The 25560-nt window shown below is 39.0% G+C and carries 24 protein-coding genes and 1 pseudogene; 7 read left to right on the forward strand and 18 right to left on the reverse strand.

Features of this window, described 5'->3' with window-relative positions:
* Positions 1-102: 102 nt before the first annotated feature.
* Positions 103-1788, forward strand: coding sequence for a BCCT family transporter (locus CSC79_RS10130; RefSeq protein ID WP_237113997.1), 1686 nt, complete (start codon positions 103-105; stop codon positions 1786-1788).
* Positions 1789-1868: 80 nt separating this feature from the next.
* Here CSC79_RS10130 and CSC79_RS10135 read toward each other — a convergent pair whose 3' ends face one another.
* The 5 genes from CSC79_RS10135 to CSC79_RS10155 form a co-directional block, all read right to left on the reverse strand.
* Entirely contained in the window at positions 1869-2795 is a 927-nt protein-coding gene (locus CSC79_RS10135; RefSeq protein ID WP_099295692.1) for a LysR substrate-binding domain-containing protein, read from the reverse strand.
* A 148-nt stretch (positions 2796-2943) separates the two neighbouring features.
* Complete coding sequence (locus tag CSC79_RS10140) at positions 2944-4215, reverse strand: porin (RefSeq protein WP_099295693.1); 1272 nt, start codon at positions 4213-4215, stop codon at positions 2944-2946.
* Between the two features lie 309 nt (positions 4216-4524).
* Positions 4525-4932: a hypothetical protein gene (locus CSC79_RS10145; RefSeq protein ID WP_099295694.1), complete on the reverse strand. Its 408-nt coding sequence runs from the start codon at positions 4930-4932 to the stop codon at positions 4525-4527.
* A gap of 231 nt (positions 4933-5163) precedes the next feature.
* Positions 5164-7443 carry a collagenase gene (locus CSC79_RS10150; protein WP_099295695.1) on the reverse strand — a complete coding sequence of 760 codons (2280 nt, stop codon included), beginning with the start codon at positions 7441-7443 and terminating at the stop codon, positions 5164-5166.
* 729 nt (positions 7444-8172) lie between these two features.
* A complete protein-coding gene (locus tag CSC79_RS10155; protein ID WP_099295696.1) occupies positions 8173-8580 on the reverse strand; it encodes a hypothetical protein in 408 nt (135 codons plus the stop codon).
* Positions 8581-9135: 555 nt separating this feature from the next.
* Here CSC79_RS10155 and CSC79_RS10160 point away from each other — a divergent pair.
* The 3 genes and pseudogenes from CSC79_RS10160 to CSC79_RS10170 all read left to right on the forward strand — a co-directional run.
* Positions 9136-9366, forward strand: a pseudogene (locus CSC79_RS10160) (S24 family peptidase); the annotation flags it as partial.
* Between the two features lie 34 nt (positions 9367-9400).
* Positions 9401-10582: a hypothetical protein gene (locus CSC79_RS10165; protein ID WP_099295698.1), complete on the forward strand. Its 1182-nt coding sequence runs from the start codon at positions 9401-9403 to the stop codon at positions 10580-10582.
* Between the two features lies 1 nt (position 10583).
* Positions 10584-11630, forward strand: coding sequence for a putative phage abortive infection protein (locus CSC79_RS10170; protein ID WP_099295699.1), 1047 nt, complete (start codon positions 10584-10586; stop codon positions 11628-11630).
* A gap of 44 nt (positions 11631-11674) precedes the next feature.
* On the opposite strand, the gene CSC79_RS10175 is transcribed toward CSC79_RS10170, so the two are convergent.
* Both CSC79_RS10175 and CSC79_RS10180 read right to left on the reverse strand, forming a co-directional pair.
* Positions 11675-12520, reverse strand: a complete 846-nt coding sequence (locus CSC79_RS10175; RefSeq protein ID WP_099295700.1) for a hypothetical protein — start codon at positions 12518-12520, stop codon at positions 11675-11677.
* 51 nt (positions 12521-12571) lie between these two features.
* Positions 12572-12763, reverse strand: a complete 192-nt coding sequence (locus tag CSC79_RS10180; RefSeq protein ID WP_099295701.1) for a hypothetical protein — start codon at positions 12761-12763, stop codon at positions 12572-12574.
* A 603-nt stretch (positions 12764-13366) separates the two neighbouring features.
* Between CSC79_RS10180 and sbcB the strand changes: the two genes are divergently transcribed.
* Positions 13367-14812 carry an exodeoxyribonuclease I gene (sbcB, locus tag CSC79_RS10185; protein ID WP_099295702.1) on the forward strand — a complete coding sequence of 482 codons (1446 nt, stop codon included), beginning with the start codon at positions 13367-13369 and terminating at the stop codon, positions 14810-14812.
* Between the two features lie 85 nt (positions 14813-14897).
* Here sbcB and CSC79_RS10190 read toward each other — a convergent pair whose 3' ends face one another.
* From CSC79_RS10190 to CSC79_RS10240, 11 genes are all read right to left on the reverse strand, one after another.
* Entirely contained in the window at positions 14898-15602 is a 705-nt protein-coding gene (locus tag CSC79_RS10190) for a hypothetical protein (RefSeq protein WP_099295703.1), read from the reverse strand.
* A complete protein-coding gene (locus CSC79_RS10195) occupies positions 15599-16339 on the reverse strand; it encodes an iron transporter (protein WP_099295704.1) in 741 nt (246 codons plus the stop codon). Before CSC79_RS10195 ends, CSC79_RS10190 begins: the two co-directional genes overlap by 4 nt.
* Positions 16326-16652 carry a cupredoxin domain-containing protein gene (locus CSC79_RS10200; protein WP_237114002.1) on the reverse strand — a complete coding sequence of 109 codons (327 nt, stop codon included), beginning with the start codon at positions 16650-16652 and terminating at the stop codon, positions 16326-16328. Before CSC79_RS10200 ends, CSC79_RS10195 begins: the two co-directional genes overlap by 14 nt.
* Positions 16653-16665: 13 nt before the next feature.
* Positions 16666-17970: an ATP-binding protein gene (locus CSC79_RS10205; RefSeq protein WP_099295706.1), complete on the reverse strand. Its 1305-nt coding sequence runs from the start codon at positions 17968-17970 to the stop codon at positions 16666-16668.
* Positions 17970-18629 carry a response regulator transcription factor gene (locus tag CSC79_RS10210; protein WP_087531624.1) on the reverse strand — a complete coding sequence of 220 codons (660 nt, stop codon included), beginning with the start codon at positions 18627-18629 and terminating at the stop codon, positions 17970-17972. The genes CSC79_RS10205 and CSC79_RS10210 overlap by 1 nt, the downstream gene beginning before the upstream one ends.
* A gap of 1 nt (position 18630) precedes the next feature.
* On the reverse strand, positions 18631-19278 hold the full coding sequence (locus tag CSC79_RS10215) for a hypothetical protein (protein ID WP_099295707.1): 648 nt from the start codon (positions 19276-19278) through the stop codon (positions 18631-18633).
* A 2-nt stretch (positions 19279-19280) separates the two neighbouring features.
* On the reverse strand, positions 19281-20075 hold the full coding sequence (locus CSC79_RS10220) for an SDR family oxidoreductase (RefSeq protein WP_099295708.1): 795 nt from the start codon (positions 20073-20075) through the stop codon (positions 19281-19283).
* Positions 20072-20761: an iron-containing redox enzyme family protein gene (locus CSC79_RS10225; protein WP_099295709.1), complete on the reverse strand. Its 690-nt coding sequence runs from the start codon at positions 20759-20761 to the stop codon at positions 20072-20074. The genes CSC79_RS10220 and CSC79_RS10225 overlap by 4 nt, the downstream gene beginning before the upstream one ends.
* Positions 20758-22230, reverse strand: a complete 1473-nt coding sequence (locus CSC79_RS10230; RefSeq protein ID WP_099295710.1) for an AMP-binding protein — start codon at positions 22228-22230, stop codon at positions 20758-20760. The genes CSC79_RS10225 and CSC79_RS10230 overlap by 4 nt, the downstream gene beginning before the upstream one ends.
* Positions 22230-22868: a thermostable hemolysin gene (locus CSC79_RS10235; RefSeq protein ID WP_099295711.1), complete on the reverse strand. Its 639-nt coding sequence runs from the start codon at positions 22866-22868 to the stop codon at positions 22230-22232. Before CSC79_RS10235 ends, CSC79_RS10230 begins: the two co-directional genes overlap by 1 nt.
* A 199-nt stretch (positions 22869-23067) precedes the next feature.
* Complete coding sequence (locus CSC79_RS10240; protein WP_099295712.1) at positions 23068-23949, reverse strand: NAD(P)-dependent oxidoreductase; 882 nt, start codon at positions 23947-23949, stop codon at positions 23068-23070.
* Positions 23950-24071: 122 nt separating this feature from the next.
* Here CSC79_RS10240 and CSC79_RS10245 point away from each other — a divergent pair, with 122 nt between their 5' ends.
* Positions 24072-24593, forward strand: coding sequence for a glutathione peroxidase (locus CSC79_RS10245; protein ID WP_099295713.1), 522 nt, complete (start codon positions 24072-24074; stop codon positions 24591-24593).
* The gene (locus CSC79_RS10250) at positions 24550-25539 is read left to right on the forward strand and encodes a 2-hydroxyacid dehydrogenase (RefSeq protein ID WP_099295714.1); all 990 of its coding nucleotides are present in this window, start codon (positions 24550-24552) and stop codon (positions 25537-25539) included. Before CSC79_RS10245 ends, CSC79_RS10250 begins: the two co-directional genes overlap by 44 nt.
* The last annotated feature ends 21 nt before the right edge of the window (positions 25540-25560 follow it).

Below are 25560 nucleotides of genomic sequence, written 5' to 3' on the forward strand. Positions count from 1 at the left end.
TCATGAATCAATGAGAATTAATCATTTGTAAAATACAGGTTAATTTTTTAGTTTCTTAAAACTTATTCAACAACAACAAAAACAACATCGGGGCACACACACATGAAAACATCCGTCATTCGAGCTAAGTCGGGGGTCCTCAAAGGGCTAAACCCCACGGTGACGATAGCGTCAAAAGTTATACTCATTGCGTTTATATTATTTATCGTGATACTCGCCAATAAAGCGGGGCAATATTTCGAAACTCTATCTACCTTTCTTCTTTACAATATGAAGTGGTTTTCTATCGGCTTAGTCACGTTAGTCGTCGGGTTTTTAGCTTATCTTATGGTTAGCCGTTATGGTCACATTAGATTAAGTGAAAGCGATGACGATAAGCCCGAATTCAGCTTTTGGGCATGGATTGCCATGTTATTTTCAGGGGGAATGGGCATAGGGTTAGTTTTTTGGTCAGTCGCTGAGCCAATGTGGCACTATGCCTCTAATCCATTTACAAAGGGGTTAACTGATGAAGCGGCCTCAATGTCAATGCAACTAACCTTTTACCATTGGGGACTTCACCCGTGGTCATTATTCGTCATTGTCGCACTGGCCCTTTCTTATTTTTCGTACCGTAAAGGTTTACCTTTTACATTTAGATCGATTTTATACCCGCTTGTTGGCGAGCGTATTTACGGACCCATTGGTCATGTTGCTGATATCATTACTGTTGCCGTCACTGCATTTGGTATTGCCCAAACATTAAGTTTAGGCGTTATCCAGATCAACTCAGGATTAGAGCAAACTTTTGGTATTGAAGTAAGCTTAATGACTCAATCAATATTAATTATTACTTTGTGTACAATTGCTGTTGGCTCGGTGTTATCTGGGGTTGGCCGTGGTATCCGGCTTTTGTCTCAATGGAATATGCTATTGTCACTTTTATTAGTCCTAATTGTATTGGCGATAGGCCCTACCCGGTATGTTCTTAATATATTTATGGAAAGCACCGGAAACTACATGCAAAACCTAGTCAGCATGGGTTTATGGACAGACACCCAAAATGATTCAGGTTGGCAAAGCTCTTGGACTGCTTTTTATTGGCCTTGGTGGATGACATGGGCTCCATTTGTGGGTATGTTTATAGCGCGTATTTCCCGCGGACGCACAATCAGAGAGCTTATAGGGGGTGCGCTCGTTGCGCCGACTGTTATTGCCTTTATCTGGCTATCTGTTTTTGGTGGAAGTGCACTTAAAATGGAACAAAATGAGCGAGTTGCCTATCAGCAACAAACAGCAATATCGAGCGCAAAAGCTCAAATAGACGCTGACGAATTTGCTGGCGGGCAAATATTAAATGCGACAAAGAAAGACAGTACGCGTGCATTATTCACGCTATTTGATAACTTAGATGGTGCGCTCCTTGGTAAGCTACTGAGCGTACTTGCCTGCATTTTACTTGCAACTTACTTTATTACCTCAGCTGATTCAGGAACCTTAATTTTATGTATTTTAGATGCAGCAGGCGATACTGAACCGCCAAAATCAATTCGAATTTTATGGGGTATTGTTATCGCGCTAATTGCGTGGGTTTTAATATACGCAGGTGGCCTGCAGGCGATTAAGTATGCCTCGATTATCATTGGCTTCCCCATTTCTATTTTTATATTAATGATGGGGGTCACGCTGTTTTACAGCATACGTCGAGAGCCAAAACCATGGGCTATGCTGCCCCAACATGTTCACCCCTGTAAAGAGCAGCTAGATGGGCCTGTTGAGCATCTAAATCCGGCTCATAAAGCAGACTAACTTAAATCTTAATTCGTTATAAACAAGCTCCCGTAATTTACGGGAGCTTTCTTGTATCATAATATTATTAAGAATAGCGTTTAAATTAAGCCTGTATCGCCAACTTCAGTGGGCAGTTGCGTTAGTAACCACTCTCTAAACAGCTTAACACTTGCTGGCACACGGCTACCATTATTAGGCTCAAGCATTGAAAACTTAGAGTTTGTTGCTAGCACATGTTCAGTTGGGCGTATTAACACACCGCTTTGTAAATATTCATCTACAAGTGATCCCCACGCAAGAGCAATGCCTTGGCCATTAATACACGCCTGTAAGAGCATTGGGTAGTTATTTATATTGACTCGATTTTTTGGTTCAATAAATTCAAGCTCAACACCTTTAAACCATTCCTCCCAATTCACCCAGCCCATTTGCATCTCATCTAGGTTCAAAATGGTTTTTGAAAATATCTCGTCTGCTACTATTGGGTTGCCAATTTTACTTAAATAACCAGGGCTACAAACAGGAAATACTTCTTCGCTGAATAAGGGAGTAACATTTATATCTAGAGGAGGCGTTCGACAGTAAAAAAGACCTATATCACATTCCAATTTTGTTAAGTCGAATATATTGTCAGAAGCAAGGATCCGCAAATCTATATCATCATGTAAGTTTTGAAACTCCGCTACTTTGGGTAGTAACCATAACGAAGCCATTGCATTTGTGGTCGCAACCGTTATTTTTTTATCACCTTGCCATTTTTTAACCTGCCCTGTTATGTCAGCTATATCTAACAAAGAACGATTTACTGTTTGGTAATATTGTAGCCCTGCTGGAGTTAAATGAATACTTCGGCTTGCTCTTGTGAACAAGGTCTTTCCTAAGTAATCCTCTAGTTGGCGAATTTGTCGGCTAATCGCCCCTTGAGTAACATTGAGCTCTTGTGCCGCTAAAGTAAAACTAAGGTGACGAGCTGACGCTTCAAATGCAACCAAACTATTCAACGGCGGTAACGGGTTTATTTTCATTGTGCTTCCTACTTACTACAATTTACGGATCGTGGAAGGTGTGGTGGGCCATTCTTTAAACAAATGCACAGGTGTGCATACATGAACTTAAAATATCAATTAGTCATACAGAGCGCAAATGTATTAACTATACATTCACACTCTTATCTTAGAAGTAATAGCCAATATTAATGTTGAACCGTTGCTCTACATCGTCACTATCACCGGCAACAGAGCCTCCAATAAAAGGTTGATTCTTCGCGTTTACAAAATCAAAGTAAGTAAAAAGCCCGCCAGCAGCGACTGAAAATCCAGTCACATTCATCCAAGTATCTTCACTATTGTCTGACTTATCGTAAATAATTCCGTAGTCATTATAAAATTGTAGCCCCGTAACTGGTCCCCAATCTACGGCTAAACTATATGCTATATTCGCATTGGTTGTTGTCGCTTGCGCTGCAATACTATCGTAAAAAGAGTAAGCACCAACGGCCATGCGATTTGCGTTTTCAATATCATAATCGTATTCGCCGTGCTGAAGCTGAAAATTCCAAGGGCCAATATGGCTATTTAAGTGTAATGCCCAAGATTGATAATCACCAGCCCGATCAGTGCCATCGTGGAGTCCACCATTTAAAGCTGAAAACCCAATTTCTGTTTTACCATTATTATGTTCAACGTGATAACCATAACGCATTGACAAGGTATTATACTCTGCAATTTCGTTAGTTGGCTCAGCATACACACCTTCATCAAGGGTTCTAAAGCCAACCACATCATATGAATAGCGGTCGCTGCGGTTATCAACGTAACCATCTATTCCTCCTTGCTCATCATTTTTAAAAAAGCCAATATCGAGTTGCCAGTTATCCGCGATTTTACGCTTTAGAACAACTCCTAAATCATGATCATCCTCTAACCCAATATAATAATTGGTACTAAAAAAATAACTATGTGAATTATATGGCCAATTGCCAAATGGAACTTGGGTGATGCCCGCTTGCACTTGCCATTTAGGGCTAAAATCATATGCAGCATAGGCATATTTAATTGCCGTCATATAGTCAAAAAAGCGAATTTCAGCATTGAGCTCTACATCGCCTACTTCTCCAGAAAAATTAAGCCTAAAAATATCAAAGTCAAAATCCCCCCCTCTATTTTTTGTGCCATCATCATATGAGACGTAACTATAATTAGTTCTTACAGCTCCCCCTATTTTTATACCTTCTGGTTTTGAGGCTTTAGTGTCATTTCGCTTTTCAACGCGTTCTATGTGTTTACTTTGCAATGTCAATTTTGCTAGCTGTTTTTGTAATAACTCAATTTGCTCATTTAGATCGGCAAGTTGCTGATCTACGGTATCAAGAGCTGTGGTAGCTTGCGCTTGATGGGTAAATAAAAATACAGCGCTCGCTAATACCGACGGTTTTAAAAAAGTCATGAATGTCCTTGTTGTTGGTGTTGATATCGCGCATGGGCCTGATGAACAAAGCACAAATAATTGAAGCTCAAAAGCAACAACAGCTCTATTTATTGGCCATTAGCACCAACAGATATTGCTTAACAAATTAATAACAAACAAACGACTTTTTCGAAGGGTGACGATGAGGAAAAGTAATAGAAGAGAATAGCTGAAAATATAAATAGAGAAGAAAGGCGGTGACAGTACAGAAGGTAGTAAAATCAAAAAGCTACGTTAGAGTTAACTAACGTGGCTTTTTTAAGCATATTCATAAGCTAGGGTAAAACCTTATAAAGAAAGGTCTTCTTTAGCACGCGTTAGGTTATGAGACACTAACGTGTTATCAGAGATTAGTGTCGCTTCGTATAAATCAGCTAAACCTGCTGTATCGTTTTTAGCCATGATACGAGATACGCCACGGTTACTTAATGCAAAAGAAGTTAACTGACGTACTTTAAATTTTGGACCGTCGCTTTCTTTCAATAGTGCAATGGCTTGTGTACAAATAGCCTCTGCTTGCGCGTAATTTTTTGACTTAACATTTGATACGCAGCTATTAAATGACGCTTCGAGTGGCTGTGAAGCAGTTGCTTGCTCAATAACCATTAATTTATAGTCACTACCACCAGCCATAGCAGCTGCTGAACAAGTTAAAAGTGAGCCAAGTGCGATAGATTTGATAAGTGAAAATTTCATGATTACATTCCTATTAAGTTACGTCGTCTTTGTTGCCGACAACTAAACTTTAAGCTGTTCACACTATTTCGACAAACGATAAAAACAAACCTAATAGATGAAGAAAATTAACTTATAGACTTTAGTCTAATGCTTGGCTAAATTTACTAGCTCATTTTAAATGATAAAAAATGGCGCAGAGTTAACTGCGCGCCATTATCTATAAACTAAATTTACTAGGTTTCTCCGTTTTCAGTTGCCTAATACGAATACATTATCAGTGTCATTCAAATTCAGTACACCAATACAGCTATTATTTTCATCAGCCACCATCATTCGATCGCCCGCCGCCCAAAAAGTCTCAGTATAAATTTCACCCTCAGCCAAAGTAGCATAAGCATTATTAAGTGCCGGCTCCCCTGAATTATTATTAATCCAATAAAGCTTTACAGGTTCACTCATAGTATTTACAACTTGTAGATTAGGTGCGTTATCGGATGTTCTCTCATATGGCTCAACTAAATCACAGCTTTGCATCACTGCTGTTGCTTCTGGAATTTCAGCTGGTGGAGCTTCATCTAATGCATTCACAACCATTTCTTCTGTAACTGTAAATTCATTATTTTTATCGTTCAACAACGCAACACCTAAACAATTATCAGCGCCATCGGTTAGCATAATACGATGACCTATATGCCAATCATCTGCGGTATAACTCTCATCTTGACCTAAGGTTACATAGGGGTTTCCTCCTTTGTCACCGGTGTTTCTATTAAGCCAATAAACTTTAATTAGTTTCTCTGTTGGGTTAGTAATATTTAAATCAAGCGCAGGCTTAATCGAGTTATAATACGTTTCAGCTAGACTACATGTACCTAGTGTTCCTTTTTTAGGCCAATGTGGCAAGTAGGGTTCTGTTGCAGTCACTAATTCCTGCTGCTCAGGTGTGGTGACTGAGCAGTCATCCCCTGCGCAGGCACTAAAATAAAGATCCATAATATCTGAGCCTACAAAATCCGATGCAACAGCTATATAATACTTACCTGATTCAGGTGTACTTACCGTGCAACTTTCTGTATTAGTATTCTCTGTTATAGACGTACACGTAAACTCAGTATCAATTGCAGGATGAAGAGCTGTCCCTTTTTTAACCCATAAGTCTACATTTCCTGAACCGCCCTGAGTTGCAAAAGTGATTGAAGGCAAGCCTGCGGGCACATCGACAGAATAAAGCCACCCACCTCGGCCATTGATTTGCTTGTAGTCACCAAGAGTAAGAACCTCAACACTTTCTTTATATTGATCAACTAAGGTTGTTGATAACCACGTTGTAAACTCAGCTTGATTGTCTGTAGCTATATTGTCCAATAACAGTTCAAAGTCTTCCCATTCACCGGCACGCATATAAACAAGCATTTGATAAACGAGTTCAGAATGGTTTTCTATTAGAAACGAAACGGCTAACTGCCCCCACGAATATGCATTTGCGTTACCAGAAAAGATATCAGCTAATGAAGCAGCTTCACCATCATGTGCGGTAGATACACGCGTGTAGTATAACTCATTAAACGTACCAAGGTACTCAGCAAGCCCTTCTGTCCACCAGTTTACACTGCTCTTATAAGCGCCTTCTTTATTGTATCGACCATCTAATGCATGAACATATTCATGAGCTAGAGAACGAATAACTGAACGCCCATCACTCCACTCTATTGCATCAAAAGTCCAAATATCTGAACTATGCCACCACTGGGTAGGAGAAGTCTCAAAATAAATGCCACTGGTATTATTTGTATTTACAAGATGTTCAGCCCAGGCTGCATGATTAGATAGACTCGAGAAAATATGAATATTCGTGATCTCATTTAAATCATTCGAAACTGCCTGTTGAAACTCCGGCGTGATCCCTGAGTGCAGGGTTTCATCAAATAATCTTTTCGTCTGGGTGATCACTGCACACGCTTCTTCAAGTTCAGCGTTTGACATTGCTTGCGCACGGATCCTAACAGGTTCTTCACACATCATATTTGCGCTGAATAAACCTGTGGTAGCAAACATTGAAGCATCAACTGCATCTCCGCCTTCATATGCGTCTATATAAATATGGTATCTACCAGCCTTAGGCTTATCAATAATGCACGTTTCATTATTATTGCTTCCTTTATAAGATACACAATCAAAAACCCCCTCAGCGCCTGCACTTGCCTCCTCCTCAAATTTTACATACAAATCTGGATCACCAAGCTCTTTGTTTTCTACCCCAGGAAACAAGCTAATAACCAGTGTTTCAGCCTCTTGTGATAAATCAATGTAAAACGACTGACCTTCTCCATCCACAGTATTAATATTGGTTTTAACCACATCAAGCGCTAAAGCAAGCTCTTGTGAACTGGTATAATCAACCTCAGGTTCAGTTGGCGTAGTAACAACTGGTGGAGTTGGATCTGGTAAAGTGTTTGTAGAATCACTGTCACCACAGCCAGAAAGTGCACACAGTATTGCACTGGTTAAAGTCAATCTTCTAAAAAACATTTGAGTTTTCCTTTTATTATTTTATTTAATCTTCAATTTAACTGTTGATGGCGATAATATTTAATTGCAAGAGAAACAACCAAATCTATCTATTTATAAATTTATTTTTTTATCAATAAGTTAACGTAAACCTCACTGACTTCCCTTCAGGTCATCCGCACACGAGTTGTTGATAGCCAAAGATATATAGCCGTACTTGTTAACCGGTTTATCAATTTCGAACATAGACAAAGAACCCAACAAACCCACATATCAAGTCCAACAAAGTATATGTAACACAGATTTTTGCATAATGTAAATTGTATACAGTATATTTTACCAAATTAAAATCAACAATGCCTTAACGAAACAACCGATAGCTGAGGTTTAATTCTCATGTTTTTTAGTGTGCTTTTTAACAAATGGTGAAAATTTGATGGATTCAAAGAATGTAAATTGAACTAACTTGAACTTTAATTAATAGACTAAAAAAATAATAGATGTTGTATTAATCGTTAGAGCAAGCGTTTCCGGGGATAACAAGACGAATTTATGTATCAATTGCAGCCCTAATGCAAATATGTATATGAAGCGCAGTTAGGCATTAAAGAAATCACCTGGCGATAGATTTCTTTTCAATAGGTACTGGTTAGTTATAACTAAACCTAATCAGTTAGTGAGGGACTTAAAAGTAAAAACCACGTAGTTAGGCAGCGTGGTTTTTAATTCAAAGGGCTGAAAAGTAATCTGTTATAAAGAAAGGTTTTCTTTAGCACGTGTTAGGTTGTGTGAAACCATTTCGCTGTTCGAGATTTGGGCTGCTTCATATAAGTCAGACAAACCAGCAGTATCGTTTTTAGCCATGATACGAGATACGCCACGGTTACTTAATGCAAAAGAAGTTAACTGACGTACTTTAAATTTTGGACCGTCGCTTTCTTTCAATAGTGCAATGGCTTGTGTACAAATAGCCTCTGCTTGCGCGTAATTTTTTAACTTAACATTTGATACGCAGCTATTAAATGACGCTTCGAGTGGCTGTGAAGCCGTTGCTTGCTCAATAACCATTAATTTATAGTCACTACCACCAGCCATAGCAGCTGCTGAACAAGTTAAAAGTGAGCCAAGTGCGATAGATTTGATAAGTGAAAATTTCATGATTACATTCCTATTAAGTTACGTCGTCTTTGTTGCCGACAACTGAACTTTAAGCTGTTAATGCAATTGCGACAAACGATAAAAACAAACCTAATAGATGAAGAAAATTAACTTATAGACTTTAGTCTAACCCAAAGAGGTGATCTCAGAGCAGCCTATGCTAAAAATACGCGTTTAAATGGTTAACCAATCATAGAGGTTGAAGTCTTCAAGCTATAAAATTTCTGTTTATGAAGGACTTATTTTAAGGCAGATATTTTTATATAAATGCTAGAATTTAACTATCAAACACTACTTACTTTGAAAAACAATCCAGAAAAATAGCTTTTCACTTAGTTGCTCTTATCGATGTTTTTTAAATATCTACTGTAAAAGTAAGAAAAAGCAAAGTTGTGGTAAAGCCACTATAAACTGCCCTACCCATATGCCATAATCTAAATAGTTCATAAATTTAGTAACTTGGCGGTATTTCAACCGTTGCAAGCTAACTTAAAGGGTTTTTAAATGGCTTATCAAGAGCAAAAATGTTACTTATCGCCTTCTGAGTGTGGGACTAAATTCCGTGAAGGTGATTTGATTTTTGTAGACCCTGAAGCCGAATGCATCCACGGTTCGTACGTAGTAGCCCGCCTAGACGACAACCAAGCCACTTTTAAACAGCTCATTATCGAAGGTGGCCACAAATTCCTAAAAGCCGCCAACCCCAACTGGCCAAAGCAACTAATCCCAATGAATGGAAATTGTACATTGGTTGGAAAAGTTATATTTACTGGTAAGTCGCTTTAACACGATTAATAACAATAAAATTAAAGGACTAATTATGTTTTTTGAAAAAGAAAATAACCTCGCTGTTCTAGAACGTACGCTAAATAAGTATTGGGATAATGATGATAGGTTACAATTTAAGAATAACTTTGATATTGACGATAATAACTTTAGTCTTTTTGTTGACTCATTATCGATAATTAGAGAGGTTTTTAACCAGCCTAAAACTTGGGATACCTTTACTTTAGAACATATGGAGGTATCAACTGAATTAATAAATATATGCAAATACTTCAATGAATTGGATACTAATCATGCTCGACACTTACAGAACCCCATAGAAGTATTGTACTTGTGCTGTATAAGGTTATTTTACGAGGTCGATTTCAGAAGAAATGAAGAACTCGTGTATAGCACTCTTTTCAATGAGCAATCTTTAGAAAAAATAAGAGTTAATGCTGCTAATTATTCAAAAGATGAACATTTCAGTTCTAACTTCAGAAGAAAAGTGAATGACATAGTATTTTCTGTTCCCTATGATATTTTGAAGAATCTATTCAACTCAAAAGAAATAAAATTATTCTCTGAATTCGATGAAAAAAATGAGGTTGCCAACTCTACGCTTGGAAAAATTGATTCCTATGCAGATACTATAACCGAAAGAATAAATAAGTTTAATAATGAACTGAACGAGAAAGAGAAAACCGTAAATAGCTTAAAAGAAACGTTAGATAAACAAGAAACTGCATTTAACTTTGTGGGTTTATATGACGGATTTAATAAACTGTTAAAAACAAAAATCTTAGAATCTAGGATACTGTTAGGCTCATTGGTTACAATGGGTATCGTTATGATAGTTCCATTATTATGCACTATTTTTGGCTGGCTACCTGAAAATATACTAAAAGACGAAGAAACAATTCCTCACTTGTTAAAACTAGTTCCATTTATTTCGTTAGAAGTATTACTTATATATTTTTTTAGAGTAATACTCCAAAACTATAAATCAGTAAAAGCCCAAATACTTCAAATTGAGCTAAGACAAACACTTTGTCAATTTATTCAAAACTACGCTGATTACTCTAAAGACATTAAAAAAGGTGATCCTGCTGTTTTAGAAAAATTTGAAAACCTAATATTTAGTGGGATTATCAGCGATGCTGAAAACCTCCCGAGCACATTTGATGGCATGGATCAGATAGGTAAACTATTTAGCACACTTAAAGGTAAGGGATAGCATGGAAAAGCTCATTAAAAGAATTTGTATAACCGCTGCAATAGCTGCATTAATCGCTATAGGTACTTTCATCTCTCATTTTGGGTTAGGTTTCGCATCTAATATCGGTAACTGGGGGGCAGTTGGAGATTTTTTTGGCGGTGTACTAAACCCCACATTCGCCCTACTCAGCTTAATTTTAATTGCTTATACACTAATGCAAAATAAAAAAGCGCTGGAGCAAAGTGAAAAAGCAATCGAACAAGGCACCAAAGCTATTGAACAGAATGAAAAAGCACTTCAAGTAAGCAATGAAGAGCTTAGACTAACTCGTGACGAACTTGCCAACTCATCTGATGCATTAAAAGAGCAAGCTAATCTATTAGCAGTACAGAGCTTTGAAACAACTTTTTTTAATATGTTGGTATTGCATAGACGGTTGATAGATAATTTCTCATACGACTACTCCAGTTCACATGAAAAAATTAGCAAGGAGCTTAATATAGATTTTTATACTGCTGGGAGCAGTAAAGATATGAAACCAGGTGTTTTTTGTGTAAACAGGTTACTCACTGCTATTCACGAGGCCCATAAAAAAGTAGATAAACCTCAATCAGTTATTGCTACTTTTAATGTATTCTACCGCGAAGAAAATAAAGAGTTTGGGAGTTACTTCAGAAACCTTTATCAAATTTTAAAATTGATAAAAGATAGCTTTTCAAATATTGCTATACAGAAAAAATACAGCAATATATTAAGAGCTCAATTATCCAACCAAGAACTATCCCTCTTGCTGCTAAATTGTTTGTGTTCACATGTGGATAATGGTCAATTTAAAAAATTAGTAATTCACTTCGAACTACTCGAACATTTAGATATCGCCTACGCTTTAGGTGATGATAACATCGCAACCTTTACAATCAATAATCCAACACTACACTTGACTAGTAATGAAATAGACCAGTACATTTCAACAGATACCAGCAGTGGCAAACTTATTAAGTCAGCCTTTGGAGAAAACTCTCAAATTATGGATTATTGCAAGTTCAAAAACTGGGTAGACCAGTAAACTGAAAGCCCGCATTTAGCGGGCTTTAAATTATTCAGCGTAGTTTACTTACATTTAATTCTTGGTTTCATATCTATTTCTGCTTTTTGAAAGTCTTGCTCATGCGTAAAATCATGAAGGTGAGCATACTTAATTTCTCTTAAAGGTAATGCAATAAGAAACTTATCCCATTGATCAAAAAGCTCTGCATTAGCTTCTATAGTTTCCTCAATTTTTTCATCAGAAGCTCCTGATTTTTTTAACTTTTCTTTAATGTCCAGTGTACCTTGCTCATTTATACGTTGAATGACTTCTTTATATGGAGTCACCTTTTGCAAAGCTAATGTTTTTTCATCACGATAGCCACTAATTACAGGGAGAATATGTACATCAGTAGTATGAATTTTTGATTGAACTTCATAAATATAGCCAACGTAAACTTTCCTATCTGACATAGTGAACAGAATTGGCAGACCCTCTGTGATTGAATGCCCGAATAAACGAGAAAAATCAGGGCTATCTGCATCGGTTAAAAACTCTTCTGCATATAAACTCTCTTTATCATTAAACAAGTAATATATAAATGGAATGATAATACCTAAACATAGCGATATGAGACTGATGTCTAACAATGCAACTGTTGAGTTATCTATATTTTTTAGCATGAGTACATTTTTTAAAAACCAATGACCTAAGTCGAATTGAAAATTTAAATGTTCTTCGAGTAATGAAGCTAAATAATAAATACATGATGAGAAGATAAAAACTATCAAACCTACAGAGGTAGATTTAAAAAATGTATGATAGCCGTTGCTACGATGCAAAGAAAAGTGGGTTTTATGCCAGCGGGTTAAAATACTATAGCCAGAAATTCCCAGTACAAATAAGAGTAATACGGTAGGTTTTATCATTTTTATTATACAAAAAAAGCATCTATAAGATGCTTTAAATTAGTTAGAAGGTTATTGGTTTGAACTTGCTGCTTTTAATTGAGCTTCAACAACTTTACTCTTTCGGAGAGAGTTAATGTTAATCCTGAAAGTTTCTGTACCAATCATATCAACTTTAAGCTCATTTTTTTTCATTTCAGATAAAACTTTATCTACTGCTTTTTCAGTCTCAGTGCGAGACTTGAATAGATTAAATAAACTCATACTAAAGCCCCTTTTCATCTGTAAAACTTAGTGCATCTATACTTGTCTATTATTTTTAATAATAAGCTTATTGACAGGTATGTCAATAATTTTGGTGTTATATGTGTCTTATGCAGTCCATATGAGTCTTATTCAATACTAATATGCGTTAATGAGAATGCATAAAACAACAAGTTTACTGGGAGGATTTTAGCTATATAAGCAACAAGAAATTATCACCTCTGACAATAACTTTCACCCTTTCTAACTTTTTCAGTTTACATGTATCAAAACATCATGTTGCAGGTTTTGTGTCTTGCTAAGAGTAACCAAAGCCCCTTTGACAGCTAATTACCCCGTAACACCCATAAAAGGTCAAAGTCAGAAAGAATGACTTTCATCGATAAAGACTGGCCTGTAAAGCATTCAGAATGGTGCTAAAAACCGCATCAGTGGTAGCCCCACCTTTTTTAATAGCCCATAAATGCCTTGTATCTTGTATCGCGCAACTTTCCCGTTTATATCTATAAACTCCTTCGCCCATATGCCATAATCTAAGTAATTAATAAATTTAGTAACTTGGCGGTATTTCAACCGTTTCAAGCTAACTTAAAGGGTTTTTAAATGGCTTATCAAGAGCAAAATCAAGCAACTATTTATTGGCACGATTACGAGACGTGGGGGGCGAGTCCACAAAAGGATAAGCCGAGCCAGTTTGCGGGTATTCGTACCGATCTTGATTTAAATATTATTGGTGAGCCGCTGATTGAATACTGCAAGCCGGTGGCTGATTACTTGCCCCACCCTGAGGCCTGTTTGATCACCGGAATTACTCCGCAAGTGGCGATGCAAAAAGGGTTAGTTGAGGCAGACTTTATTGCCAAAGTTCATGCTGAATTTAGTGTGCCAAATACCTGTGTGGCCGGTTATAACAGTATCCGCTTTGATGACGAAGTAAGCCGTTATAGCTTTTATCGTAACTTTTATGACCCGTACGAACGTGAATACAAAAATAATAACAGCCGCTGGGATATTATCGATTTAGTACGCGCGTGTTATGCACTGCGCCCTGAAGGCATTGAGTGGCCGCTCAAAGAAGATGGTAGTCCGAGTTTTAAGCTAGAACATTTAACTGTTGCCAATGGCATTGAGCACGCCGCTGCGCACGATGCACTATCTGATGTAACTGCAACTATTGCCCTTGCTAAACTAATCAAAGAAAAACAGCCTAAGCTATATCAGTTCTTTTTTAGTTTACGCGGTAAAAAAGCCTTAGCAGAACTTGTTGATGTGTTTAACATGACGCCGCTGGTACACACTTCATCACGCATTCCTGCAACGCAAGGTTGCACTAGTTGGATTGCGCCGATGAGCTTTCACCCAACAAATAAAAATGCAGTGGTGTGTTTTAACCTAACTGAAGACCCACAAGTATTACTGGATTTATCGGTAGAAGAACTTCGCACTCGTCTTTATACCAGACGCAGCGAACTTGGTGAAGATGAATTGCCGGTAGGTTTAAAACTGGTGCATTTAAACAAGTGCCCTATTTTAGCGCCTGCTAAAACATTATTACCTGAAAACGCCGCGCGTTTAGGCATTGACCGTGAGCAATGCTTAAAGAACTTAGCAATATTAAAAGCTAATCCAAACCTTCGCGATAAAGTCACTGAAGTATTTAACGACAATCCCGACTATGGCAAAACCACTAATACCGATTACATGCTCTATGATGGTTTTACCAGCAACGCAGATAAAGCCAAGTTTGCCATCATTCGTGATGCCAGCCCTGAGCAATTAGCGGGAATGCAGCTTGATTTTGAAGATAAAAAGTTCGATAACTTATTGTTTAAGTATCGCGCTCGTAACTGGCCGCAATCACTTAGCCAAGATGAATTGGATCAATGGCGACAGTATTGCCAAAACAAATTAATGCATGGTGAAGATCAGCCCTCGATCAGCGCGCAAGATTTTATGATCACCCTTGAGAACCTGGCTCATGAACACGATGATAACGAAAAGAATTTAACGATTTTAAAAGCGCTGTATAACTACGCGCAAAGTATGTAGTTTACCTATTACTTATAAACAAACAACGCTAGTTTGCAAAACTAGTGACGAGATTTAAGGCCGCGATTAGTCGCGGCTTTTTAATTTAAAATTCAAACTCTAGGGCAAGACGAAAACTGTGATCTTTTCCTTGTTGGCTAAGCTCGGTGACAAACCCTGCTTCCCACTTGAGTTGTCGCTTTGGAGAAAATCGATGCAGGCCAATAAAACCAGGCCCAATACCCAAGAAGTCTTCCCCGGCGTATAGCTCTAAAGCAGGCTGAAACTCAGCGCGAAAACGATAGCGATACTGTGCGCGAAACTCAGTTTCCCATTCATTCTTAATATCACCGCCCCATTCATACACTAAAAATGCATTCATGGTGAGGCTAGTACGACCAAACTCCTTTTCCCATAAAAAGCCCGTTGTGGCTTCATAACTGTCTTTGCCTTCTTGCATTTCAAGTTCGAATAAAGCGCCCCAGTCAGCCCAAAAGCGCCCTTGTTCAACCAACTGCCAACGCAGTTCTAATTCGTAAGCTGAAAAGCCAAAGTTGCCTTTGTCATCACGCTCTCCAACCGCATAACCTTCCAAACTCATGGTATCGTTAAACGAGCCACCTAAGCCAATTCGTTGGGCTAAAATATTGCCCTTATCGGTTTGATGAGAGATCAAACGCCATTCAAATTCGCGTTCAAATGGTAAAACATAAGGGTGGTAAACTTTATCTACAACTATGCCATCGGCTCGCACACTAGACGATGTTATAAACAAAAGTGAAGCTAAGCAGCACGCGAGAATAAACCTCATGATGGCTCCTTTTGAGAAAATTGCCGAGTAAATACTATGCTGGTGCCAATAAAAACTAAAACCGCAGCAAGATACAGCCATAATGCAGTTTTGCTTGGCGTTGCTTCATAGCCAACTAAAGCCTTTAGCACACGGCCTAGTTCTGAGTTTTCGACTAGCACTGCACGCCAATCAAAGTAATTGGAGGTAATATTGATCAAATCAATTTGGCTGGCTAAATCTAATGCGATAAGTAATTTTGCCGAGGCATTAAAAGCCAAAAATAACATCAGGGGATATACACCAAATCGTGCTCTAACACTGTGCAGTAAAAATAATAGCAACACACCAAAACTACCGCAGATCCCGATTCCCAGAGATGTTCCTATAAGCAAAGGTTTTGCTGTGTCAGTGTTATGCCAAAAACCAACCAGATAAATAAAATAGTGACTCAGATACAACGCCATAACCGCCACTATTGCAAGTAATGCGAATAAATGTCGCTGCTTACAACTGACAAGTGACGCAACATACACAATGACACACAACAGCATTTGGCTAAACTCTAGGCCGCGATAATCAAATAACTGGCTCAACCACGCAGCACTTTGTACATAAATAATACTACACAGCAACCCAACAAAAGCGGTGGCTATGAGCATTCGCTGGTTTAGTTTTAGCAATGACTGTAACAGCACGAGCAAAATTACGACTGGTAAAAGCTGATTAATACTCATCAACAAACTAGTTATCAGCATCAGTCTTTCCTTCTACTAATACTGCGCCACGGGCCGTGTTAGGTGAAAACTCACCAAAAAACTCATAACGTCCAGGGCTTAGTGGCCCGATATAAATCACACTACGGCGATTTGGATACAGTACTTTTTCACGATTTAAATCAAAGCTGTCAAACTCTTCTGGCGTACTATCTTGATTTTCAATTAAAAGCTTTAGTTTAGTATTGGCCGGTACGATGATCTCCGCAGGATAAAAAAGGTGATCTTTTAAAATTAATTTATATTCTTTAGCAACACACGTAAACGGTAATACGCTAAATAGCAGCAGGCTAATAAACCCAAAGCAGTTATTCACTCCCTGCTCCTTGCATAAATTCAACTCGTACTTGTAAGCCACCTAATTCACTATCGGCTAAACAAATACTCGCGCCATAAATTGTGACTATATGTTCGACTATCGCCATACCTAATCCGGCACCTTGCTCACCAGAGGGGTGTTTATCACCTCCAACACGGTAAAAACGATTAAATATTCGTGCTTTATGGGCATCATTAATGCCGGGACCTGAATCATCAATCTGCCAACCTAACACACCGTGTATATTGTTTAAGCGGATCACAATATTACCACCACTTGGCGTATACTTTATGGCGTTACTTAATAAATTACTAAATAGGGTTGCTAAGGTAAATTGGTCGCCATTAATAACATAATCATCGCCTTCTATACTGATCGTATGCTGTTTTTCATCAAGTCGTTCGTATAGCTGTGCAACCACTTGCTGGCTGATCTCAAGCACCGAAATTGGGCTAAATTGTGCCTGCCATTGCTCAGGATATGTGCGCCCTAAAATCAACATTTGTTCAACAATATTACTCAGTTTATCGATACCTTTAGCCATTGCATCAAGCTCGAGACTATTATTGTTTTGGGTGCGTAAGTTATGTACATTAATTTTTAAACTACTTAATGGCGTACGTAGCTCATGGGCAGCATCTGAGGCAAAAAAGCGCTCTCTTAAATAAGCACTTTCTACACGCTTAAACAGGTCATTTAAACGTGAGATCACCGGTTTAATTTCATGCGCGTTTACTTGCCAATCAATTGCAGTGAAGTCATTAGCTTGCCTCGTCTTTAATAGCTTTGAAAGACGAGTTAAAGGGCTTAGACCTTGCTTAACGAATAAGCTAATTAATATCGCCAGTAACGGCACGCTCCAAAGCAAAGGGGTCATTGCTGATAAAATCATCGTTTCGCTAAGGGCATAGCGTTTACTTAATGGCTCTGCCACCAGCACTTGTTTTGTCTGCATAGTTAACCTAAATACTCGCATACGTTGCCCAGCTAAGTTTTCAACACTAAATCCATTCAGGCTTGGTTTTTGCGCAAGCTCGGCTAATGATTCAGACGCACTGAGTAAGTTGTTATCTTGCCATATTTGAAACAGTAATTGGGTGAGATCACTGCGCAGCACCGGCGCATCTGTGTGTATAGGTTGTTCGATTAATACATGAGCAATAGTCTTTAATTCATTATCAAGTAACTGCTCAGCTTGCATCATGCTTTCACGGTAACCTTTACTAAAGGCTAAAAAACAAGTCAAAATCACTGTTGATAAAATAATCAGCGTGAGTCTGCGTTTGATAGACACTAGCGTTTGCCTACCACGTAACCGATACCTCGTAAGGTTTTGATCAACTCTTTAGGAAGTTTTTTACGAAGATGGTGAATGTGTACTTCAATCGTATTTGACCCGACTTCTTCTCCCCACTCGTAGAGCTTGCTCTCTAATTGTTGTTTAGATAACACGCGACCTTGGTTTTCGAACAGTGCTTTAAGAAGCATAAACTCTTTACGTGGTAAATTAATAGCTTGCTGATCCACTGACACAGTGAATGCTGAAGTATCCATCACAATGTTAGCCACTGTAATTTTACTTGATTGCGTTTGAGTTACGCGCCGACTAGCGACTCTTAAACGGGCAAATAACTCAGCAGGGTCAAATGGCTTAGCTAAATAATCATCAGCGCCTAAATCTAACCCTTGTACTTTATCGTCAATACTACCGCGTGCCGTTAAAATAACGACAGGTAAGTTAGGGCGATGTTTTTTGACGTGTTTTAATACATCAATACCATCGCCATCAGGTAGTCCTAAATCTAATACTAGCAGTTCAATTTCATCGCTTTGTAACCATTGCATGGCTGAACTTATACTCGCACAATGTTCAACACTGTATCCTTGTTGGCGAAGTGATCGACATAAGCCTTCAGCCACCAATTTATCATCTTCAACAAGCAATAAATGCATATTATCTCTTTAGTTTCTTCTCGACTTTGGCCAACAGTTGAGTTATTTCTTGCTGGCGATATAAATCTGCTTTTGGTCTTTCTGGGCGAGCCGGCGCCTGTTGGGCAGCAAGTAAATGTTTTTTGGCCTTTTTGTACTCTCTTTCGTCATACAAAAATGCCGCGTATAAATAATTACTATCGATGCCGTTTGGATTTATAGCAAGCGCTTGGTTAAATAGTTCATTCGCTTTGTCATCATCACCAAATCCAATTGGCCAACCCGGTACTTTGCTGTAAAGCGTCGCTAAACTGGTGTAAGCAGAGCCTGATAACGCATTAGCATCAATTTCTATGGCTTGCTCTAACTGTACTTTAGCGTCTTTTGCAAACCCTAATGCACCTAAGCCCCCTTTTGCCCCAGCGTAACTCGAAAGCACAATACCATACCAAATATGGCTTTGAGCCTTATCATCATAGGTTTTTGCAAACCCAGCAGCCTGCTTTGATAGCTTTTCAAATGCATTGAGCTGCGCTTTATCTACTAATTCATAATTCACAGTAGCCCAACTGGTTTGCACTTGAGCTAATTCGCTTGCAAGATCAGCATGTGCAGTACTGGTTAAAAATATCCCAGATAACAAGCAGCTAGTATAAAGTAGTTTAGTCATAATCATTCACCTTTATCAATTTTATCTACAAAAAAACTTTTAATTTTAGGAAGTTGCTTTGCAATTGCGTTATCTACTAAGGAGGGAAATGCCCCATTTAGTTTGACAAATAAGCGCTCTGGAAAGCCAATGTAACTGCGTGAGTTTCCGGATTTTAATAATGAAATAAGCGCATCTGCCACTTTATCAGGGGGATCCATTGTATTGCCTAAAGCTTTATTCATCGCCCTTACCTGCACTGAATTGATAGTTGTATCAGTAGCTCTAGGTGCTAAATATAATATTTTTACATCACAGTGACTGAGTTCGCGGGCCAGCGCTTCGGTCATTCCTCTTAATCCAAATTTACTTGCGCAATATAAGGTTTGATAAGGGTAACCAATACTGCCAAACGATGATCCCACATTAACTATTGAGCCTTTTTGAGCTAAAATTTGTGGTAAAAATAGCTGGCATAGCTTAATTGGCACCGACAAATTAACTATCAGTAAGTCATCTATTTGCTGCTCCGTCATTTCACTAAAACCTTGCATCACATTAATGCCAGCGCTATTTATGAGCATTGCTGCACCGCCGAGTGATTTAGCATGTTCGAGTAAATTTTGACGAGTCTGTGCTGATGTTAAATCGCCAATAAATATCTCACAGTCTTGGCCACACTTAACCTGTAATGTCTCAAGCTGTGCTTGTTGACGACCCACTAACAGTAAACGCCAGCCATGCTGAATCAACTTTAATGCCACAGCTTGACCAATTCCGCCTGTCGCACCTGTTAACACGCAAAGTGGGCGGTTCATGCACTTTGCTCCAAGTCGCTAGTTACAAACTGTGGATCTGTATCTAATTCACGAAAAATATTGCCATATAACTTATAAAAACATTTAGCGGCATACACAATTGCTTGTTGATCTGCGGGAGAGTCTATTTTGTTCATCAAATCTTCAAAAAACTTCACATGCTCAATATCCAAAGCGCCATGAGATGTTAAATAGCTAAATGCTTTTTTAGGTAACCCGGTCATATTGGCTATGTTACTTGCCGCATTATCGGCTAACGCAATTGACGTGCCTTCGAGCACATGCACCATGCCAAAAAATGCCAATGGGTTACCCCGATTAATTGTATCGTAGGCATAAGCTACCATTAATTCAGTGGCAAATTTGGGAGCACTTTGACGTACTTGTTCTTTATCAAAACCACACGCTGCAATATCATTGAGCACCCATTCTTGATGGCCTATTTCTTCTTCTATATATTCTGCAACAGCCTCACGGATCCACTCTTGTTCAATCGATAGTTTCGCGCCTACAGCCATCAATAATGGCACCGTATGTTTAACATGATGATAGGCTTGTGCTAAAAATGAAGCATACTCAGTTGTGCTTACTTGCCCGTTAAATACGCGAGTAATGATCGGTGCAGCCAGTAAATATTCGCGCTCTGCTTGGGTTTGTGATTTTAAGGTCTCGAAAAAATTGCTCATAATATTGCCTCACTGTACAGTGCTGTTAGTTGTGCATGATAATAGTTTGCTATTGCTTGGCGCTTAGGGCGGTTATTACTGGTTAATAATCCCCGCTCCGTGTTAAGTGGTTTAGCTAAGCGGTGAAATGTTTTAATTTGGGCATATTCTGGTAATTGTGCATTAACACCTCGACAATGCTCGGCTAACACCGAATCAGTCATATTTACTGATGCATAAATAAGTGCCACTAAATGCGCCTTACCTTCACCAAAAACAACAGCTTGCTGTACTTCACTGTGGCTAAGTAGCAAAGATTCAGGCCACTCAGCGCTGATGTTGCGCCCAAAACTAGTAATAATTTGGTTTTTTAATCGCCCCTTAATAGTTAACCGACCTTGTTGTTGATCAACCAAGTCACCGGTGGCATACCAACTCGTTTGATCATGGGGCTGTTGACCTAAATAGCCTAAAAATAAGGGGCCTTTAATAAATAGCTGCCCGTCTACCCGTTTGCTTTGCAAGTGATTTAACAACCGCCCTGCGCACTCTACGTCATCATCATTTGGCGTGTTTAAGCTCACCACTGATGAAGCTTCAGATAAACCGTAACCTTGATAAACTGGTAAACCTAAACTACGCGCTTCAGTGATCAATTCACTGCTGACTACAGCGCCACCAACGGCAATAAATTTCAGGCTTTTTGGTGCTGACCATCCTTGCTTTGCAAAGCAGACTAAACAGGTCAATAATTCCGGCACCAAAATAAGCGTGTTCGGTTGCACACAATCAATGGCGTTGATCAGTTTACTGGCATCATTTAATTTTGCTCCAGAGAAGCCTAATTCCGGCAGTGTCATAAAATGCACTTCACCAGCAGCTAATAACGGTGTATAAACCCCTGCAATGTTTTCAAGTAATACTGGTAAAGGTAATAAGCACAGGTGTTTTGGCTGCTTTATCGCTATTTTCTGATGCAATGAGGCCGCCACTTGTAATTGACTATGTAAAGATAAACACACTCCCTTTGGCTCACCGGTCGAACCTGAAGTAAACGTTACTTTTTGCGTACCTGTAAAAAATGCTGTGGGGCCCCAAGCGCGTACTTTATAAATATAAACCGGGTAGCGGGTTAACACGCTCAAGGCCGCAATACATTCTAATCCCTCGAGTTCATAGGGGGTGTCGCTAATAAAATGCGAAACGCCGCTTTTATTCACGCTATTAATTAACTGTTGTGAGCTAAAAAAGGTTGGCAGCGGAATGCTTACTTGTTGTAACTCAATCAATGCAAAGTCAACAATTAACCACGCAGGCGTATTGTCCATTACAAACGCCACGGCTGACATATCAAGCGCTTTAAAATCGATAATTAACTTAGCCACAGCTTGCATCAGCGTCTGTTTACTAATTGGGCGCATCTGTTGGTCATGATGATCAACAATCACAGTATCAAGCTCAGCGTGTGGTAGTTGCGATAAAAACCTCATTATGCCTCCAATTGAGATGCTAATTGACAACTCGCTTGTTGATAATGCTGTTTAATATTAAATAAATGAGGTGTATTTATTACGCACTCATGAGCAGCCGCTAAATCAACCACACACAGTGTTGGTTTATTTTCATAATAAGTGCCCCAATCAGCTGGATTATCAAGTGCATGACTATTGGCTAATGCAATTTCAGTGCAATTAACTGAGAGCATTTTTAATAATGCTCTCACCTTTGCAGTGGCACAAAATACCAAGCGTTTTGCGCCAATTTGATAAAGTGCTTCATTCATTAATACAAAATGAGCGAGCGTTGCTTTGCGGCTGGTTGAACATAAATTACCAAGCTCGTAAATATCTGCCCTTGGTGCATCAACAAAGTACTCAATCGGCTCAGGTAAGTATTGCTCGATAAATAGTGATTCAGTAGCAGCTCTAAGTCCCAATGTGCAAGAGTCAGCTGCAATACTTAATTGGCATAATATCGGCATAAACTGTTTAATATTGGCGCCGTAAGCCTTGGCAAAACTCGCTTTAACGACTTGCTCTAATTGCACACGAAATGGCATGTTTGCATTTGCACACACATAATCGTGTGTGTTCATAATAGGCAAGTTAGTAACTTGAAGTGATTGCATAGTGTTCGCTCTTTTTAGACTATGGGTAAAATCTAACGAGCCAAACTTAAATAAACCTTAAGAAAAATTAATTTTCATAAAAAAACCCAAACAATGTTTGGGTCAGTAATTACGTAAGCGAAGATTTAAGAGATAACAACACACATCTACCCGCTTATCACTTACTGAGGGTAGATTTGTTATCCGGCAATCTAATTATTTATTTTTTATGTAACGCTTCAATACGTGCTAATAAGCTTGACGTATCATAGCGACCACCACCGAGTGCCTGAACATCCGCATAGTATTGGTCAACTGTTGCAGTCATAGGTAAGGTTGCACCATTATTTTTTGCTTCATCGAGGGCAATGCCTAAGTCTTTCCGCATCCAATCTACGGCAAAGCCAAACTCATACTCACCCGCTAGCATTGTTTTATGGCGGTTCTCCATCTGCCAAGAACCCGCCGCACCTTTTGCGATAGTCTCGATTACTTTTTCACCATCTAGCCCTGCTTGTTTAGCAAAGTGAAGGCCTTCTGCTAAACCTTGCACCACGCCAGCAATACATATTTGGTTAACCATTTTACAAAGTTGCCCAGAGCCCGCTTTACCTAGTAGCTGACTAAACTTGCTAAACGCAGCCATCACAGGTTGTACTTTGGCAAATATGGCTTCATCGCCACCAGCCATTACCGTCAATACGCCATTTTCAGCCCCTGCTTGACCGCCTGATACGGGCGCATCAATAAACGCAATATTTTGAAGTGCAGCTTTTGCTGATACTTCACGCGCCACCTCTGCTGAAGTTGTTGTGTGGTCCACTAAAATTGTGCCCGCAGCCATGCCAGCAAGCACACCCTCGTCACCATAAACCACCGAACGTAAGTCATCGTCATTACCTACACACATAAACACAATATCAGCACCTTGCGCAGCAAGCGCCGGAGTGAGCGCAAATTCGCCATTGTATTGCTCAGCCCATTGCTGCGCTTTGGCTGTAGTGCGATTATAAACCGTCACTGTGTGCCCAGCACTAACAAGGTGCCCAGCCATTGGGTAACCCATTACACCTAACCCGATAAACGAAATATTCATTGACATAAAATTGACCTATTTCAGTGGTAACTTAAAAAGATACTTTGATTATCTCAACCGAACAGACAAAAAGCGAATGAAAAAGACTTCATTAAATTTCTTCATGGACGGCAAACAATAGGTTCACTATGGATAGCATATATCAATTCAGCGCCCCTCTTAATAACAGCGAAGATTTTTCACTGAGTCAGTTAAAGGGCAAAACAGTATTAATCGTTAACACAGCCAGTAAATGTAGTTTTTCAATACAATTGATGGCTTTAGAAAAACTGTATCAGCAATACAAACACCGAGGATTTACTATATTGGCATTTCCATGTAATCAATTTGATCATAATGAGCCAATTGATAATGCGGATATAAAGCGCTTTTATCACGAGCAATTCAATGTTAGTTTTCCTGTGTTTAATAAAGTAATGGTAAATGGTCCAGACACCCACCCTTTATTTAGTTACCTAAAAGCACAGACCCGAGGTATTGCGCAAAATCGTGCAATAAAATGGAATTTTACAAAGTTTCTAATAAACTCTCAGGGTCAGTTATCTGTGCGCTATGCACCGCGCACTAAGCCCGAAACCTTAAAAATGGTGATAGAGAGTACCCTTGATGACGCAAACAACAATAGCGCTTTTCAGTTCGCAAAAATATGAGCACCCATTTTTTGATGCCTGCATAGAAAATCAACCTAGTATTGCCCTATCGTATATTGAGCAATCGCTAACAGAGCAAAGCGCTGTTTTATGCAAAGGGTTTGATGCGGTTTGTGTGTTTGTTAACGATGTAGTAAACGAAGCAGTGATTAAACAGTTAGCTGAACACGGGGTAAAATGCATTTTACTTCGTTGTGCTGGGTTTAATAATGTTGATTTAGCGGCTGCAAAGAAGCATAGAATCAAAGTGTGCCGCGTGCCGGCTTACAGCCCTGAAGCAGTGGCAGAGCATTGTATCGCATTAATGCTAACTTTAAATCGTAAAACACATAAAGCATACAACCGCATACGTGAAGACAACTTTGATTTAAACGGCCTACTTGGCTTTAATTTATTTAAAAAAACGATTGGCATTATAGGTTGCGGTAAAATAGGTAAAGCACTGGTCAACATTCTTAACGGCTTTGGTGCCCATGTTTTAGTGTGTGACCCCTACGCTGAGCAAGGAGATTATACGCTTTGCGACCTTGATACATTACTTAACCAAAGTGATGTGATCTCTTTACACTGCCCGCTTAATGAGCAAACACACCATTTAATTGATGAGCACGCCTTTAGTAAAATGAAGCAAAGTGTAATGCTTATTAATACTTCACGCGGTGCGTTAGTCGATAGTAAAGCCTGTATTAGCGCACTCAAAAGCAAGAAACTAGGCTACTTAGGCCTCGATGTTTACGAGCAAGAATCAGAGCTCTTTTTTAAAGACCGCCGCGACGAAATAATGCAAGACGATATATTTTCACGTTTAGTGAGCTTTCCGAATGTATTAGTCACCGGTCACCAAGGTTTTTTCACCAAAGAAGCACTGACTGAAATAGCCCAAACAACCATTAATAACGCGCTTGAATTTGCCAATAACCAGCCGCTGAGTAATGAGGTTAAATAAGGCTAGGTGCTAGGTGCTAGG

Origin of the sequence: Pseudoalteromonas sp. 3D05, assembly GCF_002723455.1 — a bacterium.
GTDB lineage: Bacteria > Pseudomonadota > Gammaproteobacteria > Enterobacterales > Alteromonadaceae > Pseudoalteromonas.

Coding starts and splice junctions, on each gene's coding strand:
- CSC79_RS10250 (WP_099295714.1), top strand. CDS start 24,550: ATGACGCAAACAACAATAGCGCTTTTCAGTTCGCAAAAATATGAGCAC.
- sbcB (WP_099295702.1), top strand. CDS start 13,367: ATGGCTTATCAAGAGCAAAATCAAGCAACTATTTATTGGCACGATTAC.
- CSC79_RS10235 (WP_099295711.1), bottom strand. CDS start 22,868: ATGCAATCACTTCAAGTTACTAACTTGCCTATTATGAACACACACGAT.
- CSC79_RS10225 (WP_099295709.1), bottom strand. CDS start 20,761: ATGAGCAATTTTTTCGAGACCTTAAAATCACAAACCCAAGCAGAGCGC.
- CSC79_RS10155 (WP_099295696.1), bottom strand. CDS start 8,580: ATGAAATTTTCACTTATCAAATCTATCGCACTTGGCTCACTTTTAACT.
- CSC79_RS10135 (WP_099295692.1), bottom strand. CDS start 2,795: ATGAAAATAAACCCGTTACCGCCGTTGAATAGTTTGGTTGCATTTGAA.
- CSC79_RS10180 (WP_099295701.1), bottom strand. CDS start 12,763: ATGAGTTTATTTAATCTATTCAAGTCTCGCACTGAGACTGAAAAAGCA.
- CSC79_RS10245 (WP_099295713.1), top strand. CDS start 24,072: ATGGATAGCATATATCAATTCAGCGCCCCTCTTAATAACAGCGAAGAT.
- CSC79_RS10220 (WP_099295708.1), bottom strand. CDS start 20,075: ATGAACCGCCCACTTTGCGTGTTAACAGGTGCGACAGGCGGAATTGGT.
- CSC79_RS10210 (WP_087531624.1), bottom strand. CDS start 18,629: ATGCATTTATTGCTTGTTGAAGATGATAAATTGGTGGCTGAAGGCTTA.
- CSC79_RS10175 (WP_099295700.1), bottom strand. CDS start 12,520: ATGATAAAACCTACCGTATTACTCTTATTTGTACTGGGAATTTCTGGC.
- CSC79_RS10150 (WP_099295695.1), bottom strand. CDS start 7,443: ATGTTTTTTAGAAGATTGACTTTAACCAGTGCAATACTGTGTGCACTT.
- CSC79_RS10195 (WP_099295704.1), bottom strand. CDS start 16,339: ATGCTGATAACTAGTTTGTTGATGAGTATTAATCAGCTTTTACCAGTC.
- CSC79_RS10230 (WP_099295710.1), bottom strand. CDS start 22,230: ATGAGGTTTTTATCGCAACTACCACACGCTGAGCTTGATACTGTGATT.
- CSC79_RS10145 (WP_099295694.1), bottom strand. CDS start 4,932: ATGAAATTTTCACTTATCAAATCTATCGCACTTGGCTCACTTTTAACT.
- CSC79_RS10170 (WP_099295699.1), top strand. CDS start 10,584: ATGGAAAAGCTCATTAAAAGAATTTGTATAACCGCTGCAATAGCTGCA.
- CSC79_RS10190 (WP_099295703.1), bottom strand. CDS start 15,602: ATGAGGTTTATTCTCGCGTGCTGCTTAGCTTCACTTTTGTTTATAACA.
- CSC79_RS10215 (WP_099295707.1), bottom strand. CDS start 19,278: ATGACTAAACTACTTTATACTAGCTGCTTGTTATCTGGGATATTTTTA.
- CSC79_RS10130 (WP_237113997.1), top strand. CDS start 103: ATGAAAACATCCGTCATTCGAGCTAAGTCGGGGGTCCTCAAAGGGCTA.
- CSC79_RS10240 (WP_099295712.1), bottom strand. CDS start 23,949: ATGTCAATGAATATTTCGTTTATCGGGTTAGGTGTAATGGGTTACCCA.
- CSC79_RS10165 (WP_099295698.1), top strand. CDS start 9,401: ATGTTTTTTGAAAAAGAAAATAACCTCGCTGTTCTAGAACGTACGCTA.
- CSC79_RS10140 (WP_099295693.1), bottom strand. CDS start 4,215: ATGACTTTTTTAAAACCGTCGGTATTAGCGAGCGCTGTATTTTTATTT.